Origin of the sequence: Maridesulfovibrio pacificus (SeqCode), assembly GCF_048612815.1 — a bacterium.
GTDB classification, from domain to species: Bacteria; Desulfobacterota; Desulfovibrionia; order Desulfovibrionales; family Desulfovibrionaceae; genus Maridesulfovibrio; species Maridesulfovibrio pacificus.
The window spans coordinates 2,044,125-2,059,250 of sequence record NZ_JBLZNE010000001.1 but is presented as its reverse complement, the minus strand read 5'-3'; the positions used below and the strand labels follow the sequence as shown (position 1 = coordinate 2,059,250).

Here is a 15,126-nt window from a genome sequence, read left to right as displayed (position 1 = left end):
AAAAAATTAACCGCACCAGCATAATGTATATGCGGTGCGGGGGACAATCAAGCAGCAAATTTTTTTGTGGGTTGATTATTCTTCCAGTTGCTTGATGGCCTTTTCAAGCTTGTCCATCCAGCGCTGGGCGAAAATATCAAATTCTCCAATTCCTTTCGCAACTGGTATTGTTTCAATACCGCGGGAAGCAACGATGTTCATCCATGAGTCTTTATGCTCTCCGGCCATATCCTTTTTTACATGGTTCCCGGCTCCGAATAGAAGGGGCAGCAAGTAAGTCTTTTTTATCCCGGATTCCTTGATCTTATCACTGATTTCTTCGATACCGCCTTCAGCATTGAGCTTGCCGAGGTAGGCGTTTTTATCTTTTGCTTCGAGCACTTCCTTGAACTTGTCGTACAGGGAGTTGCCGCTGTCGGAATATTTGGAACCATGTGCAACAAGGATCAGTGCTTCTTTTTGCGGATTACGTTCTTCCAGCAGATCGAGGATGATATCGGAAATTTCATCAATTTCCTGATCATTGGTCAGCAGCGGTTCACCGAGTACTGCTTTTTCAAATTTAATCTCACCTTTTTCTACACGGTCCAGCAATCTGCTGATGTTGGTGAATTCTGTTCCGGGAATAACGTGCAGCGACTGAACCACTACATGGGTGAATCCTTCTGCTGATAAATTTTCCAGATTCTGCTTTACGGTTGGCAGCTTTTGACCCTGTTCACGAAGTTTCTTTAGCACGTGGCCGGAAGTGAAAGCACTGAATACCGGAATGTCCGGGTGGGCCTCTTTAGCCATCTTCAATATGTTACCCATAGCTGAGCTGGCGGCTCTATTTTTTGATCCGTGTGCTGCGAAAAGGATGGCTTTTTTCATCTTGTTATTTCCTGCTCTGTTTATTGTCGTTCTCGTGAACACGCATGCATAGCAGACAAAACCCACAGAGAAAAGTTTTTCCTGTGGGCTTGGAAAATTCTGATTTTTTAATTTTTGCTAAGGTATTTATCAGCGATGTCTTTTATCGCGCCTTGTTCTTTTAATTCCCGGAGTATCTTATTCAGCTCTCGCATTCTGAAGTTCCATCGGGATTTTTTGGATGCGCCGATGTACAGGTCAATACTGTGATCAGGTGTGTAGGGTTGTTTTATAATTGTTCCCTGCAATTTTCGTATTTTGAGTTCGTAGTCAACCTGACAATCTGTACCGATAATTACATCAAGGCGGCCGGCAGTCAGCATATCGAGAAGCTGTTTTTCCGAGTCCTTATCGATTTTCTTCAAAGAAGAGTCTGCGTCAAACCTTGGAAAATATGCTGAATTACGGGTGTAACCGACTTTTACTTTTTTCAGGTCTTCATATTCATTTATCGTTAATCCCGAATTTTGAAGGGAATAAAAAGCCGGACGGCATGAATAATAGGGTGTGTTCGAGTAGACTATATATTTTTCTCTTTCGCTGGTTCTTGCAATTCCAGTCATGAAGTCTTTTTTGCCGTTTTTCATATACAGTAGACACCGAGGCCAAGGGATTCGGGTAATGTTGAAATCTACTCCCATCCGCTTTCCAATCAGGGCCATCATATCGATGTCGATACCACCAATCTTATTTCCCTGCTGTTTGATTCTGAAAGGCGGCCAATAGTCAGTGGCTACACTTGCCTGCGGTGTCTTCTCTTGATCTGCAAAGGCTGTCGTCGCGCATAATAGAAATATGCAATAAAAAAATATTCTTATAAAATGGATCATTTTATGCCCTCCCAAAGGGATAGCTCAGGCTAAATCTTTAGCTTCGTGACACAATGGTATATCACTTCCAGCTGAAAAACCATGAGGACAGGCGACTTTTTGCGTGATTCTTTTAATGCAGGGTAATGTTAGTAGTGGAAAACTCACTTTTACAAATATAACCAAGGTTGCTGAAAAGTTGAGGAATAATCAGGAATCTCCTTCCATGTATGAAGCAATCAGAGTTTCCGTATCAATCACAAGGGCGTCGTGCTCGCCCATCATTCCAAAGCCCAGAATCGGCAGTTTGTAGATAGAGTTCACAGGAAGGGTGAATCCGGTAACTACAGCCTTCTGTTGGCGTAGGACCTCATCAACCATAATCGCGGCAACAGTATCTCCCATTTTGACTAGGATAACTTTAGGGATGACTTCTTCGGATGGTGCCGGGAGGTCAAAAACTTTGTATATGCGGATAAGAGGATGAATTTTACCGCGTACGGAAACAGTTTCACGGCCGTCAGGAAGGTCTGTGAATTCTTTTTCAACAGGTTCGTATACTTCAAGAACTTCCCGGCTGGGAAAGATGAATGTTTCCGGTCCTACCGTTGTTACAAGTGCATCCACAATTCCTTCATTCACAGAGCGGCTTAAGGGGATTGCAATGGTAAAGGTGGAACCTTTGCCCAGTTCACTGGAGATTGAAACCTTACCGTCCAGAGTATTCTGGATAGCAGTGACTACTGCGTCCATTCCAACCCCGCGCCCGGAAATGTCAGTGACAGCACTGGCGGTGGAGAAGCCGGACTGGAGAATAAATTCGTAAATTTCTTCCTTGGCATAGTCCTTTTCAGGATCAGCAAGGCCGCGCTCCAGGGCTTTGCTGAGTAATACATCGGCATCAAGCCCTTTACCGTCATCGGTAATTTCAATGTAAGCGAATTCGCCTTTGCGGAAAGCATTCAAACTGACATTGCCCATTTCGTCTTTGCCGCACATCTGGCGGTCTTCAGTGGATTCAATACCATGGTCGAGCGCATTACGCAGCAAATGCACCAGCGGTTCATTGAGGCATTCCACGATAGTTTTATCAAGGGCCAGTTCTTCCCCGTTAATGGTGAATTTGATGCGTTTGTCGAGTTTTTGGGAAGTGGATTTAACCAGCCTGTGCATTGGCATAAAAATCTGTTTCAGGGGTACCAGCCTGATTTCATCCACTTCAGACTGCAGATTGCGGATGACTTTATCCAGTTCTGAAAGACTGGATGCAATTTTAGAAATATTGTCTGTTTTTGTCTGCGCGATAACTGCATAGGTAACCATCAGTTTTCCTACAAGTTCAATCAGCGAATCCAATTGCTGGGTGGAAACCCGGATGGATGAAATAGCCTGAGCATCTTTCTTTTTCGAAGGAGTAGGCTGGACCGTGGTGCTTTCTTCCTCGTCAGAAATTTGTTTTGCAGCTGCAGCAGGTTCAATTTTTTCAGCCTGCTCTGGTGCCTGCTCCAGTCTTTTCTCCGCTTCAACAGGCGAATCTTCTTGCTGTGCTTCAACTTTCTCCCAGCCCTCATCTTCGAGGGGAGTCTCTCCGGTCATGGCCAGCATCTCGGCCATCATTTCCTGTTCGTACTTATCCGGTGCGCTTGCCAGTTCTTCCCGGGACTTAAGATCACATGCAGGTTCTGCTTCTTTTTTTGACTCAACCGGTGCGCCGCCTTGATCAAGCAACCCGCCGATGCAATAGAAAAACTTTTTTTGCGCTTCAGCTATATCAAGCAGGGAGGTGATCAGGTCCGGCGTGATGGGAGTTATGCCGTCACTCAGCATATCCATAAGGGCGATTATCTGGGCTGATCTCATCTGGGCATTATCAAGCCCCAGTGCTTTCAGCACATCATTGATATCACCGGAACCGTGCTCAAGGCTGATAATTGATTCTTGAAGCTGGCTTATACAACTGGAAATACTGTCCTTCATTATCCTTAAACTCCAGTGTTATTCAGAAAGCTTTCCCTGCTGTCAAATTCCGTCAGGTAGCGCTGGAAGCCCCAAGAATAAAAGGTACTTGTGCAATGACTGTTCATGCCGGTAATGCCTATGTCGCAATTTTCGGAATACGAGGCAATCAACTCGAAAAATGCAGACCCTACAGACATGGTGATTCCAAAATCAAAAAGGATCCTGTCTCCATCGTTAATTGACTGAAGACTTTTTTCCGCCATCTTCAATTGCTCGGAGCTGTATATTCTGCTGACCTTGAGGGTGAATATCCGGGCATCGGGAAGTTGTTCCTGCTCAATTGGATTGATGCCGGATTCGTCTACAGCTCCGGTTTTCTTGCTTTCTCCTGAGAGTCGGGATTCAATTTCATCAGTCAGAGCTTTGTCGAAGCTTCCGGATTCCCGGAGCTGTTCGATAAGCATGAAAATTGTATTGACGGATTCAATTGCAAGAGCAATCTGCATGAGGTCATGCTCGACTTCTCCGGCCTGCATTTTTTTCAGGTAATCTTCAACCTTGTGGGTAAAAGTCGAGGCCGGCTCGAAACCGGACATGAATCCGGTTACACCCTTGATGGTGTGCAGCGGGCGTGAGAGCACTTCAATGCCTTCCTCAATGCGTTGTTCATCGAGGAGGTCGATTCCTTCAAGTACCTGCGGGTAGTACTTGTCATTTACTTCTGAAAAGAATTCTTCAATAAGAGAATCGTCTTCACTCATAAGCGGTGCTCCATCTGCCGGAAATGTCTATTTGTTCATAAGCCCGATTTTCTTGAGCTCTTTGTACAGTTTTTCTCTGTTAACGGGTTTTACAATGAAGGCTGATGCTTCTGCATCATGGAAGGAACGGATGACAGTTTTCGGGTCGTCCAGTGCTGTTGTCATAATAACTTTGCAGTGCTGGGCCATTCCTTTTTCTTTCTCAAAAAATCTTATTTCTTCCAGGGCGGAAAGTCCGTCCTGCTCAGGCATCATGATGTCCATAAGTATCAAACTGTATGGATCACCTTCTTCGTAAGCCAGTTTGTATGCTTCAACCGCTTCTTTTCCATTTACCGCGACATCGATCACGAAAAGTGGAGCAAGAAAGGTCGACAGTAGTTTTCGCCCTACAAATTCATCCTCAGCAATCAGCGCACGCATTACAGCCTCCGTGAAATATATATCCTCTGAAATCATTGCACATCATGTTTTTTAAATCAATCAAATGTGGTTGCTCATGTTTTGCTTGTGTCGCGCTGTAACCTGTTTCAGGTCAACCCTTGCAAACTTGCAAAAGGTTGGGTACCCAGTACGCCATGGAAAGACAGAGAACACCTCAAAGAGAAGCAAGGGTCAGGGATGTTCTGGCAAAGCGCCAGAAGGATTTTACCCTCATTATTGATAATGTATGGGATCCCCACAATGTTTCGGCCATCCTCAGAAGCTGTGATGCCTTCGGCATATACGGCATACATTTATACTATACTGTATCACAATGGCCCGAACTTGCAAAAAAATCTTCTGCTTCAGGTAAGAAATGGGTAGAGCGCACTAAACATACTGATCCTGTAAAGATGGTTGGTGGGTTGCGTGAGCAAGGATATCAGGTACTTAGGACCGGTTTCTCCGAGACAGCAAAGCCGCTCATGGATTTTGATCTCAGTAAACCTTCTGCTGTTATCCTGAGTAATGAGCATAGCGGGACTGCCCCTGAGCTTGCGGAATTGGTACCGGATGAAGTCTACATTCCCATGCAGGGCATGATCCAGAGCTTCAACGTATCCGTTGCTGCTGCGTTGATTCTTTACCACGGTTTTTCCCAGCGCTTTGCTAAGGGTATGTATGACAATCCGTCTTTTACCCCCGAAGAGATGGAGAAACTCACCGCTGAATGGTTAGCCAGATAGTAGATAAAGTTTTTCAGCTATCTTTGTGTAAGGGCTGCTGCAAGCTCTTTCCATTTGCGTTCAGCATCCTGCCAGAGCATGGCCAGATCCTTTCCAAAAAGGACGTTCAGGTCATGCTCGCTGTATTTGCTTTCCAGTTTTATCTTGTTTCCGAAAACCTGCGCCATAGAACGTACGTTACTTGCCTTGGCCAAGCTTGAGTGTTGGATATGTCCGATGCGCAACTGGCCGGCGTAAATATGTTCAAAGCCGCCTAAAGCTGCGCGCAGGTCACGTTCAAGGTCATCGAATTGGGTCGGGTTGAAACGTACGTCGAAATCTCCGCACTGCTGAATTGCTTCCATATTCAGCATATGGCAGCAGCCTGATACATGCATTGCCGGACGGGTATATGAAAATTGTCCGTAATCAAAACCGTTGCGGCAGCTGTCAAAGACCATGATCCGTTCGGTCAGTCCTTCAATCTGTGAAGTTCCGTTCCCGGGCGGGAAGAGATGGTAGTCCGCCGACTGCAATGATCTCGGTGCTCCGGTTGATGTTATCCTGCAGCCCACAGCTCCGGGATTGCCGTAACTTTGCGCGGTCGCCAGCAGCTCTTCCAGCCAGTTCGGTTCAAGTTCCACATCATCATCCAGAAATACCGCCCATTTGGCTTTGCGTACTTCCGGTTCTGCCAGCAGCCAGTTTCGTGCCGCAGGGGCACCAACATTAACCTGCAGATGTATAGGTTTGTAGCAATCTTTACAGAAAAGATACTGTGCTTCATTGATCGCTTGCCCTGTGCTGTCGTCAGAACCGTTGTTCAAGGCGAAAACCCGCGCGTTACCAATGTTTGAAGCCGCTACATTTTTGAGTGTATTTTCAATAAGCTGTCCATTGTTCCATGAGTACAGCAGAATGGCGACTTCTTCAGAGTTGACGAGGGCATCGGAAGTTTCGATCGGGTTAAGCAGCCCGTGCAGCTTTTGTCCCCAGTTCAGGTTCCATATATTGTTTTTCCAAAGTTCAGCCAGTAATGCCGTTCCTTCTTCGGTTTGTCCGGTACGGATCAGCAATTCGCTGCGCATATAATCCAGCCACAGTGACCAGATATCGTGGTCCAGTTCATTTAGAGCCTGCAAAGTCTCTTCTGTTGAACTGTATAAAAAATTGTACTGCGCTTTAAGTCTCTGTTTAAGCTGCAATAAATCGGCATCCCAATTGACTAGTTCGAGAGCTGTGCGCGGGAGTTCCGCATTGCCCATACGCAGGAGGGTATCCCATGAATGGGTCAGCCAGCTCATTCCGTCCGAGCCGCGCAGCAGGGGAAAAAGATGACGGATAATCAGGGCAGGGTCTCCAGCCTGAAAGAGATTGTCGAGGTCTTGGAGAGGGATTTCCGATACCGGTGTTTTGATTAATTTTTGCAGCATACCCAGCTGAGATGCGGGGCAGGAAGTATCATTTAAGCCCATGCATCGTACAGCTGCGGAACGGTCAAACGGATTCTGTTGCCATGCAAGCAGCGACAGTCCTGCACTAACTTCCTCAAACATGGGCTTACCGGATGAAAGGTGCTGAAATACGTTGATCAATCCGTTCTGGTGGGAAAGTTCTTCAGTTCCCATAACCCAGATGGGGATTGAATTTTTGACTGCAGAAAGGAATTGTTCAACTTTCTCAGTATTGAAATTATGTGCGGCAGCAATCATTTATCATCTCCATTTGTTCATATACTGACAGCATCTTTTATTATGCCAAACAGATGATAAAGTCATGCTGCTTCTACCGTCTTCAGTGTAGTCTTTTAATAATGATATTTCCGGCGCAATAAAAGATGCTGGACATACAGCATAAAGCTGGTATTAATAGTCGCTCCGTATGCTGTAATGCGTTTTTTGGGAGTAAGACAGGTATGATTGAGCAGGAAGCTGTAAATATTATAAGGACCGGTGGGGTCTTAGTTTATCCCACGGAAACCCTTTTTGCCATTGGTGCAGATGCCATGGATGAAAGGGCTGCGAATCGTGTCGCCCTTATCAAAGGACGCCCGGTATCTAAACCGCTGCCGCTGATTATCGGCAGTATTGACCAGCTTGACCTTGTTACTGGATCTGTCTCTTTTGAATTGCTAAAGCTTACAAGAAAATTTTGGCCCGGACCGCTTTCAATTCTGGTTAAGGCCCGGGAAGAACTTCCTTCTGCAGTCAAGGATTCTCGTGGATATACTTCAGTCCGCTGGACCGATCATACGCGCGCAGCAGAACTGTGCCTAAAGGCTCACACCCCGCTTATCGCCACAAGTGCAAATATGAGCGGCAAGCCCGGTACGGGTGTTGCCGCAGAGCTGGATGCAGAACTGACTATCATGGTGGAAGGGGTTTATACCCCCGATCCAGGCCCGAAAGGCGGAAATCCCTCAACTGTTGTGGAACCGCTTGCAGGCAATAAAATCAAAATATTTCGGGATGGTGTGGTTACGCGTGAGCAATTAACCAATGCCGGATTTGTGATTGTGGACTAACTGCTTATAGCAAATAGTATTGTTTGGACCTGTCCTTTTTTAAGGGTAGGTCTTTTTTATTAGGGCGGTAAAAAATATTTTACCCCCGATGCCGTATTCGGGTGCTGCTTTTGGAATGGGTAAAAGTTTTTGTACTGATTTGCGGGTATTTAGTCTAACCTGTTGTCCTTGTTTTGTCGTTGTATTTCAGTGTTTTACATTGTGCTTTTGATGTGGTTGCAGTTTTGGCACAGCGGTTGCTAGATAGATATTACCTTCAAACTTTTGCTGAACAAAATGCTGAAACGGGCCTCGTCGGAAATAACCGACGGGGCCTTTTTCATTTTAAGGCGAAGTTGCTCAGGAATGAAATTTTATGAATCTGTTAATTTGAGATTGGACAGACAAAAATCGTAGTGTTTGCTGTGGGCGAAAAGTCCGGTAAAAAATATTTTACTCCCGATGCCGGATTCGGGTGCTGCTTTTGGAATGGGTAAAAGTTTTTGTACTGATTGGCAGGTTCTCGGTATAAACTGTTTTTAAAGTATTATTCATTTATTTTATATACTTGAGCTTATTTTTGGAGTGGATCTAAGTTTTGGCATACCCATTGCTATATCCATATTACCTTCAAACTTTTGCTGAACAAAATGCTGAAATAGGCCTCGTCGGAAATAACCGACGGGGCCTTTTTCATTTTGTTGGATTGCTGATTGGATTGAGAAGTGTTGCGTGGCTATTCGGCACATTTTGTTTCCAGTACCCTCTTAACTTGATCAAGCGGGATTCCTGATTGTATAGGTACAGATGTTTGGCCGCCAAGAGCTTGTGATGATAAATCGAAAGTTTTGCCGTCTTGAGTTTTTATCCCATATGCCATGCCTTTTGGAGTGAAGTAGGAAATAAATCTGGTGAGTCCGGTGCCATCAACATACGACGGGGGCAATAATTGGCAGTTCCCCATTTTTCTGGGTAGATCGTCAGTCCACTGTCCGGCTGCTGATGCTGGAGCGGCAGCAAAGAAAAGTAGGGCCATTGCAAGGATGAGTGTCGGTGCACGCATTGTAGAAACCTCAGTGTTAGATGGTTGGATAATCCTGACTGTTCGATTTTTTATATCTTTCAAGGCTGTTTATCATATGCGAATCGCCAGTGTAAATCATGGTGGGCAATTAATGAATGGAACGGTTAAAAATATTTAACCCCTTATCCGGGATTTGAGCGCTGTTTAATGAATGGGTAAAAGTTTTTGTACTGATTGGCAGGTTCTCGGTATAAACTGTTTTCAAAGTATTGTTCATTTATTTTAGATACTTGAGTTTGGATTGTGAGTGGTTTTAAGTTTTGGCATACCCATTGCTATATCCATGTTACCTTCAAACTTTTGCTGAGAAAATGCTGAAACGGGCCTCGTCGGAAATAACCGACGGGGCCTTTTTCATTGTTATGGCGTAGAAGTATTCATTCCCTATCAGCGCAGAAGAGCATATCAAGGGATGCAGTACGGCTTTAATCAATGACTATGTGTTGATTAACAGCCTCTGAGCAGGGCTGTACAAGATTTTGTACTGGTGTGTGAATGTTACAAAGGTGAACTTTTAGAAAAAAAAGCGGATTCTCTTGTAATGACATTCCATTCGCGGTATTTATAGGTACTGATAGGCATTTGTTCCCATGTATAAAAGTTCATGTATTTGTAGTCGATTAAAGAAAGGCCGTTTTAATGCTCGGATCAAAACCGTGTCCCCACTGTGGGGAAGATGTTGTACTTTACCGTAATCCCGTTCCCACTGTTGATGTTATTATTTATGATCCTATCCTCGGGGTTGTGCTTATTGAACGGAATAATCCTCCTTTGGGCTGGGCTTTGCCCGGCGGGTTTGTTGATTACGGAGAAACCCTTGAACACGCAGCTGTTCGCGAGGCAAAGGAAGAAACAGGTCTGGAAGTTGTCTTGACTGGTCTGGTCGGGGTCTATTCCATGCCTTGCCGTGATGACCGCCAGCATACCATAAGCGTTACCTATAGTGCCGTGACCAGTGATGCTTCAGCTTTGCAGGCCGGGGATGATGCCGGAGGGGCGCGTTTTTTTAAACTGGACAGTCTGCCTGATCTCGTTTTCGATCATCGCGACATTTTAAGTGATTTCTCTTCCAATCTGATCCGGTTGCAGACTCACGCTGCTGTTGGCAATAAATAATAACAAGCTGAAAATTAAAGGGAGTCGGACCAGTGCACGACGTTCTTTATGTTACATCTGAAATGTATCCCTTTTCAAAAACCGGCGGGCTTGGCGATGTTATGGGGGCTTTGCCTCCTGCAATCCACGCCAAGGGTGCCAAAACCGCTGTAATCACCCCCTTTTACGGGCGGATGAATCTTGACGGTCATAAATTGCGGCTGGTTTATTCCGACCTGCATGTGGGCTATCCTTGGCCGGACACTACAGCGGAAATTTACCAGACTGACTACGATGGTATTTCCGTATATTTTGTGGCTCGTGGTGAATTTTTTGATCGTCGTCATTATTACAACACCCACTACGGTGATTATTTCGACAATTGTGAACGGTTCATCTTTTTCTGCAAGGCCGTACTTAAGTGGGCACGCATGCTTCCTTCACCCCCGGCAGTGGTCCATTCCCATGACTGGCAGTCCGCACTGGTTCCGCCATATCTGTATTTTGAGCGGCAAACGGATTCCTTCTGGAAGAACACCAAGACCGTGACGACTATTCACAACCTTGCCTTTCAGGGCCGTTTTTCCGAGAGGCTGTTTCATGAATCCGACCTGCCTGCTGAAGCATGGACTCTGCACGGGGCCGAGTTTTACGGCGACCTGAACATGCTTAAGGCGAGTATTGCTTACAGTGATGCGGTAACTACGGTCAGTCCGTCTTATGCTAAGGAAATTTTAGGTCCGGAATTTGGTTGCGGTCTGGAAGGTTTCCTCAATAATCAGTCCCACAAGTTGCACGGTATCCTGAACGGAGCAGATTATTCCATCTGGGATCCTTGTAATGATAAGTTTTTACCCTGTTGCTACAGCGCAGAAGATACCCGCGGTAAGCTGGAGTGTAAGCGAAGCATGCTGCGAGATTTTAACATGTCCGATCAGCTGGAGGATAAGCCCGTACTAGGGTTCATAGGCCGTTTGCGGGGACAGAAGGGAATTGACCTGCTCATTGACATCCTGCCGAGGCTGATGAAGAAAGATGTAGGGGTAATTGTGCTTGGCGAGGGGGATTTAGGGTACGAAGCACGGTTGCTGGAGTTCATGGAAGAGTATCCCGGGCAGTTCTGCGTACAGGTAGGATATACCGAAGATCTGGCCCACGGAATTCAAGCAGGGTCCGATATTTTTCTAATGCCTTCACGCTATGAACCTTGCGGATTGACCCAGATTTACGCTCTGCGTTTCGGTACACCCCCGGTCGCTACCGCTGTGGGCGGTTTGCGTGATACCATTACTCCGTATCCGGCATCTGATGCCACCGGGTTTACTTTTGCGAAACTGGATTCTGATTTGTTTTATGAAGCGGTAATTCAGGCCGTGGATGCATGGCATGACCGCGATGAGTGGCAGAAAATGGTGAAGCGGGCCATGCGCAAGGAATTCACATGGGATCGCTCAGCGGGTGAATACATAAAATTATATCGCGAGCTGGGTGCCAGATTGTAGGACCTTTTCTTGTCGGTTTAAAAAATTATACAGGCTGTTTAATTTACGGATGATCGCAGCAAAGCAGAGGACTTTACCCTGATGCCAGAAACTTTACCTGTCTATATTGCTCCTTTTGATCTTTTCCTGTTCGGAAAAGGGGAACACTGGGATTTATACCGTATACTCGGTGCACATTTTGACCTTCAGGAAGGTCAGGAGGGCTACCGTTTTGCGGTCTGGGCTCCCAATGCCCGTGAAATTTTTGTTACCGGTGATTTTAATGGCTGGGATAACCGGGCCAACAAGCTTTTGCCCGTGGGGGTCTCCGGTATTTGGGCCGGCTTTATTCCCGGTGTGAAGCCCGGACAGATGTATAAATATCATGTGGTTCAGAATGACGGCCATGAGGTAACCAAGACCGATCCGTTTGCTTTTCGTTCTGAAATGCGCCCCGGTCATGCAGCCGTTACCTGGGGGCTTGATAATTACGAATGGCAGGATGAAAAGTGGATGTCTGAGCGGCGCCAGACCGGCCTGCCGTTGGATAAGCCTGTCTCCGTTTACGAGGTTCATCTCGGTTCGTGGCGCAGGGAAGGATGGGATTACCGTACCTATCGCCAGCTTGGAGAAGAATTGATTCCTTATGCAAAAGACATGGGCTTCACCCATATCGAACTGATGCCCATTGCCGAGCATCCCCTTGATGAATCGTGGGGCTATCAGACTACTCATTACTATTCGCCCACCTCACGACACGGTTCCCCTGATGATTTACGGTACTTCATCGACCAGTGTCATCAGGCCGGACTGGGGGTGATTCTCGACTGGGTTCCGGGTCATTTTCCAAAGGATGACTGGGGATTGGGACGTTTTGATGGCACATCCCTTTATGAGCATGCCGATGCCAGAAAAGGGGAACACCCGGATTGGGGTACCTACATATTCAATTTCGGTCGTCATGAGGTCTGCAACTTTCTGCTGGCTAACGCTCTCTATTGGCTTAAGGAATTTCATATTGACGGACTGCGTATCGATGCCGTGGCTTCCATGCTTTATCTCGATTACTCTCGCCGTGAAGGGGAGTGGATTCCCAATGAGCACGGCGGAAATGAGAACATCGAGGCCATTGAGTTACTCAAAAAGCTTAACTCTGTAGTTCACGAGCAATTTCCCGGCGCTATGATGATTGCTGAGGAATCAACTTCATGGCCCGGTGTGTCCCGGCCGGTTTATACCGGAGGATTAGGTTTTACCTTTAAATGGAATATGGGCTGGATGAATGACACTCTTGATTACATGGAAAAGAGTCCTATTCATCGTTCATTTCACCATAATAGCCTGACCTTTTCCATGATCTATGCCTTCAGCGAGAACTTTTTCCTGCCCCTCTCTCATGATGAAGTTGTGCATGGTAAAGGTGCGCTGCTTTCTAAAATGCCCGGTGATATGTGGCAGCAGATGGCTAACCTGCGCTTGCTTTTCAGTTATCAGTGGGCGCATCCGGGCAAGAATCTGCTTTTCATGGGCTGTGAGTTCGGGCAGTGGAATGAGTGGAATTGCCGTCAGGAGCTAGATTGGATGTTGCTCGGTTTTCCTTCCCATCAGGGCTTGCGTAACACTGTGATTGACCTGAACCGGGTCATGCACGAGAATCCGGCTATGTACAAGCACGATACGGACTGGTCCGGTTTCGAGTGGGTGGATTTCAACGACTACAAGTCTTCGACAATTAGTTTTCTGCGCAAGAGTGAAGGAGACAGTCCTGTGCTCTGGGTGTTTAACTTCACTCCAGTAGTGCGGTCAGGGTATTGTCTCGGTTGTCCGCAAGACGGAGACTGGGAAGAAATCTTCAATTCCGATGCTGAAATTTACGGCGGCTCTAACGTGGGTAATGTCGGCAAGGTCGAGGCTCGCAAGGCCGGAGATCTGGGCGCTTTCCCCTATTATCTGGAACTGACTCTGCCGCCTTTGGGAGCTATTGCTTTACGACCAAAGCAGGGGTAGAAGAAGGCCTCCGGCGGCTTAAACCCTTTTGGGAAAAGGGTTTAAGAATCCCAAAACTTTTTAGTAGTTTTAAATTTATTAATTATTGGGAGGTCGTGCTATCGGCCTCCTTTTTTATTTTAGGAAATAGTTATGAAAAAAAATATATGTATTACTCTCGGTGATCCTAATGGCTTGGGGCCTGAACTGGCTTGCAGGCTGTTGGCGGGACGTAAGGCTGACCGTGCTTATTTGATGATCGGGCCGGAGAATGGTCTGCTGTACCATCTTAAGCGCTTGGGGCTGGAAAAATTTTACACTGTACTTGATGATCCAGAGCAGATTGTTAACGCCGAGTCGGGATATTATTTGTATTGCCCGAAAGTGCTGGACGATTTCGAGTTAAAGGTCGGGCATGCTGATCCTGAGGGCGGGCGTTGTGCCGGGGAAGCCATGGAGACAGCCATAGACCTGCTGAATCGTAAGGTTCTGGCCGGGCTGGTTACCTGTCCTTTGAATAAAGCCATGCTGCAACTGGCCGGATTCGATTTCCCGGGCCATACTGAATTTCTGGCAACCCGTTCCGGTGTAGGGCGGGAGAATGTATGCATGCATCTTGGTGGCCCGAAGCTCAAGGTCAGCCTTGTTACCACCCATCCCCGTTTTGTGGATATTGAGGGACTGGTTACCAAGGAGCGGATTCTGCGTTGTATTGAATTGACTGACGGCTTGGTTAAGTCGTTGGGGCTAACCAAACCCATAGCCGTTTGCGGGCTTAATCCACATGCCGGGGAGTCCGGCCGTATAGGTGATGAAGAAATCAAGGTCATTGAACCTGCCATTGCTGAAGCACAGGCCAGAGGTTTTGATGTGGAAGGGCCTTTTCCGGGTGATACTGTTTTTTATTTTGCAGCACAGGGCGATTACAGCGCGGTGCTGGCTATGTATCATGATCAGGGGTTGGCTCCGCTCAAGCTGCTCCATTTCAGCGAGGCTGTTAATATTACTCTTGGCCTGCCTTTCCCGCGCACTTCACCTGATCATGGAACCGGATATGATATAACCGGAACAGGTAAAGCTTCTCTTGATAGCTTTAAGGCTGCCATGGAATGTGCTGAAATGATGGTTGACGCATAATTTAAGTTCAGCTTTTTTGTTGCCCGTAAGTGCTCACGCTTACGGGCTTTTTTTTTTTTTTACCGGATATTAAAGGGGGTTAGTGGGAGCGTTGTAAGTTTTTATGTTGGACTAGGATACCCAGTTGGGGTAGAGTCGGGTAGGTTATTCTACAACTCAGTGTGAGCGGTCATTTTCATCTTTGTGATTTTAACTGGAGAGCATTAGCATGAGCTGGGTATCAAGAAGTTTATTGAGAGTGATATTGTTGC

The 15,126-nt window shown here is 46.5% G+C and carries 13 protein-coding genes; 6 read left to right on the top strand and 7 right to left on the bottom strand.

The window, feature by feature from the left end:
- Positions 1 to 75: 75 nt before the first annotated feature.
- From ACNI23_RS09565 to ACNI23_RS09545, 5 genes are all read right to left on the bottom strand, one after another.
- Positions 76 to 873 (bottom strand): sirohydrochlorin cobaltochelatase, encoded by a 798-nt coding sequence (locus tag ACNI23_RS09565; protein WP_420248255.1) that lies wholly within the window; start codon positions 871 to 873, stop codon positions 76 to 78.
- A 107-nt stretch (positions 874 to 980) separates the two neighbouring features.
- Positions 981 to 1,742 (bottom strand): substrate-binding periplasmic protein, encoded by a 762-nt coding sequence (locus tag ACNI23_RS09560; RefSeq protein WP_420248254.1) that lies wholly within the window; start codon positions 1,740 to 1,742, stop codon positions 981 to 983.
- Positions 1,743 to 1,931: 189 nt separating this feature from the next.
- Positions 1,932 to 3,698 (bottom strand): chemotaxis protein CheA, encoded by a 1,767-nt coding sequence (locus tag ACNI23_RS09555; RefSeq protein WP_420248252.1) that lies wholly within the window; start codon positions 3,696 to 3,698, stop codon positions 1,932 to 1,934.
- Positions 3,699 to 3,703: 5 nt separating this feature from the next.
- Positions 3,704 to 4,441, bottom strand: a complete 738-nt coding sequence (locus tag ACNI23_RS09550; protein WP_420248250.1) for a histidine kinase — start codon at positions 4,439 to 4,441, stop codon at positions 3,704 to 3,706.
- Between the two features lie 27 nt (positions 4,442 to 4,468).
- Positions 4,469 to 4,864, bottom strand: coding sequence for a response regulator (locus ACNI23_RS09545; protein WP_420248248.1), 396 nt, complete (start codon positions 4,862 to 4,864; stop codon positions 4,469 to 4,471).
- A gap of 155 nt (positions 4,865 to 5,019) precedes the next feature.
- Between ACNI23_RS09545 and ACNI23_RS09540 the strand changes: the two genes are divergently transcribed.
- The gene (locus tag ACNI23_RS09540; RefSeq protein WP_420248247.1) at positions 5,020 to 5,610 is read left to right on the top strand and encodes a TrmH family RNA methyltransferase; all 591 of its coding nucleotides are present in this window, start codon (positions 5,020 to 5,022) and stop codon (positions 5,608 to 5,610) included.
- 17 nt (positions 5,611 to 5,627) lie between these two features.
- Here the strand turns inward: ACNI23_RS09540 and ACNI23_RS09535 are convergent, their stop codons facing one another.
- On the bottom strand, positions 5,628 to 7,301 hold the full coding sequence (locus ACNI23_RS09535) for a glycosyltransferase family 2 protein (RefSeq protein WP_420248245.1): 1,674 nt from the start codon (positions 7,299 to 7,301) through the stop codon (positions 5,628 to 5,630).
- 203 nt (positions 7,302 to 7,504) lie between these two features.
- Between ACNI23_RS09535 and ACNI23_RS09530 the strand changes: the two genes are divergently transcribed.
- Complete coding sequence (locus tag ACNI23_RS09530) at positions 7,505 to 8,113, top strand: L-threonylcarbamoyladenylate synthase (protein ID WP_420248243.1); 609 nt, start codon at positions 7,505 to 7,507, stop codon at positions 8,111 to 8,113.
- Positions 8,114 to 8,828: 715 nt separating this feature from the next.
- Here ACNI23_RS09530 and ACNI23_RS09525 read toward each other — a convergent pair.
- A complete protein-coding gene (locus tag ACNI23_RS09525; protein WP_420248241.1) occupies positions 8,829 to 9,218 on the bottom strand; it encodes a hypothetical protein in 390 nt (129 codons plus the stop codon).
- A gap of 597 nt (positions 9,219 to 9,815) precedes the next feature.
- On the opposite strand from ACNI23_RS09525, the gene ACNI23_RS09520 reads away from it, so the two are divergent.
- From ACNI23_RS09520 to pdxA, 4 genes are all read left to right on the top strand, one after another.
- On the top strand, positions 9,816 to 10,292 hold the full coding sequence (locus ACNI23_RS09520) for an NUDIX domain-containing protein (RefSeq protein WP_420248239.1): 477 nt from the start codon (positions 9,816 to 9,818) through the stop codon (positions 10,290 to 10,292).
- Positions 10,293 to 10,324: 32 nt separating this feature from the next.
- On the top strand, positions 10,325 to 11,773 hold the full coding sequence (gene glgA, locus ACNI23_RS09515) for a glycogen synthase GlgA (protein ID WP_420248237.1): 1,449 nt from the start codon (positions 10,325 to 10,327) through the stop codon (positions 11,771 to 11,773).
- An 81-nt stretch (positions 11,774 to 11,854) separates the two neighbouring features.
- A complete protein-coding gene (gene glgB / locus ACNI23_RS09510) occupies positions 11,855 to 13,759 on the top strand; it encodes a 1,4-alpha-glucan branching protein GlgB (protein ID WP_420248235.1) in 1,905 nt (634 codons plus the stop codon).
- Positions 13,760 to 13,891: 132 nt separating this feature from the next.
- Positions 13,892 to 14,875, top strand: a complete 984-nt coding sequence (gene pdxA / locus ACNI23_RS09505) for a 4-hydroxythreonine-4-phosphate dehydrogenase PdxA (protein WP_420248233.1) — start codon at positions 13,892 to 13,894, stop codon at positions 14,873 to 14,875.
- Positions 14,876 to 15,126: the final 251 nt, after the last annotated feature.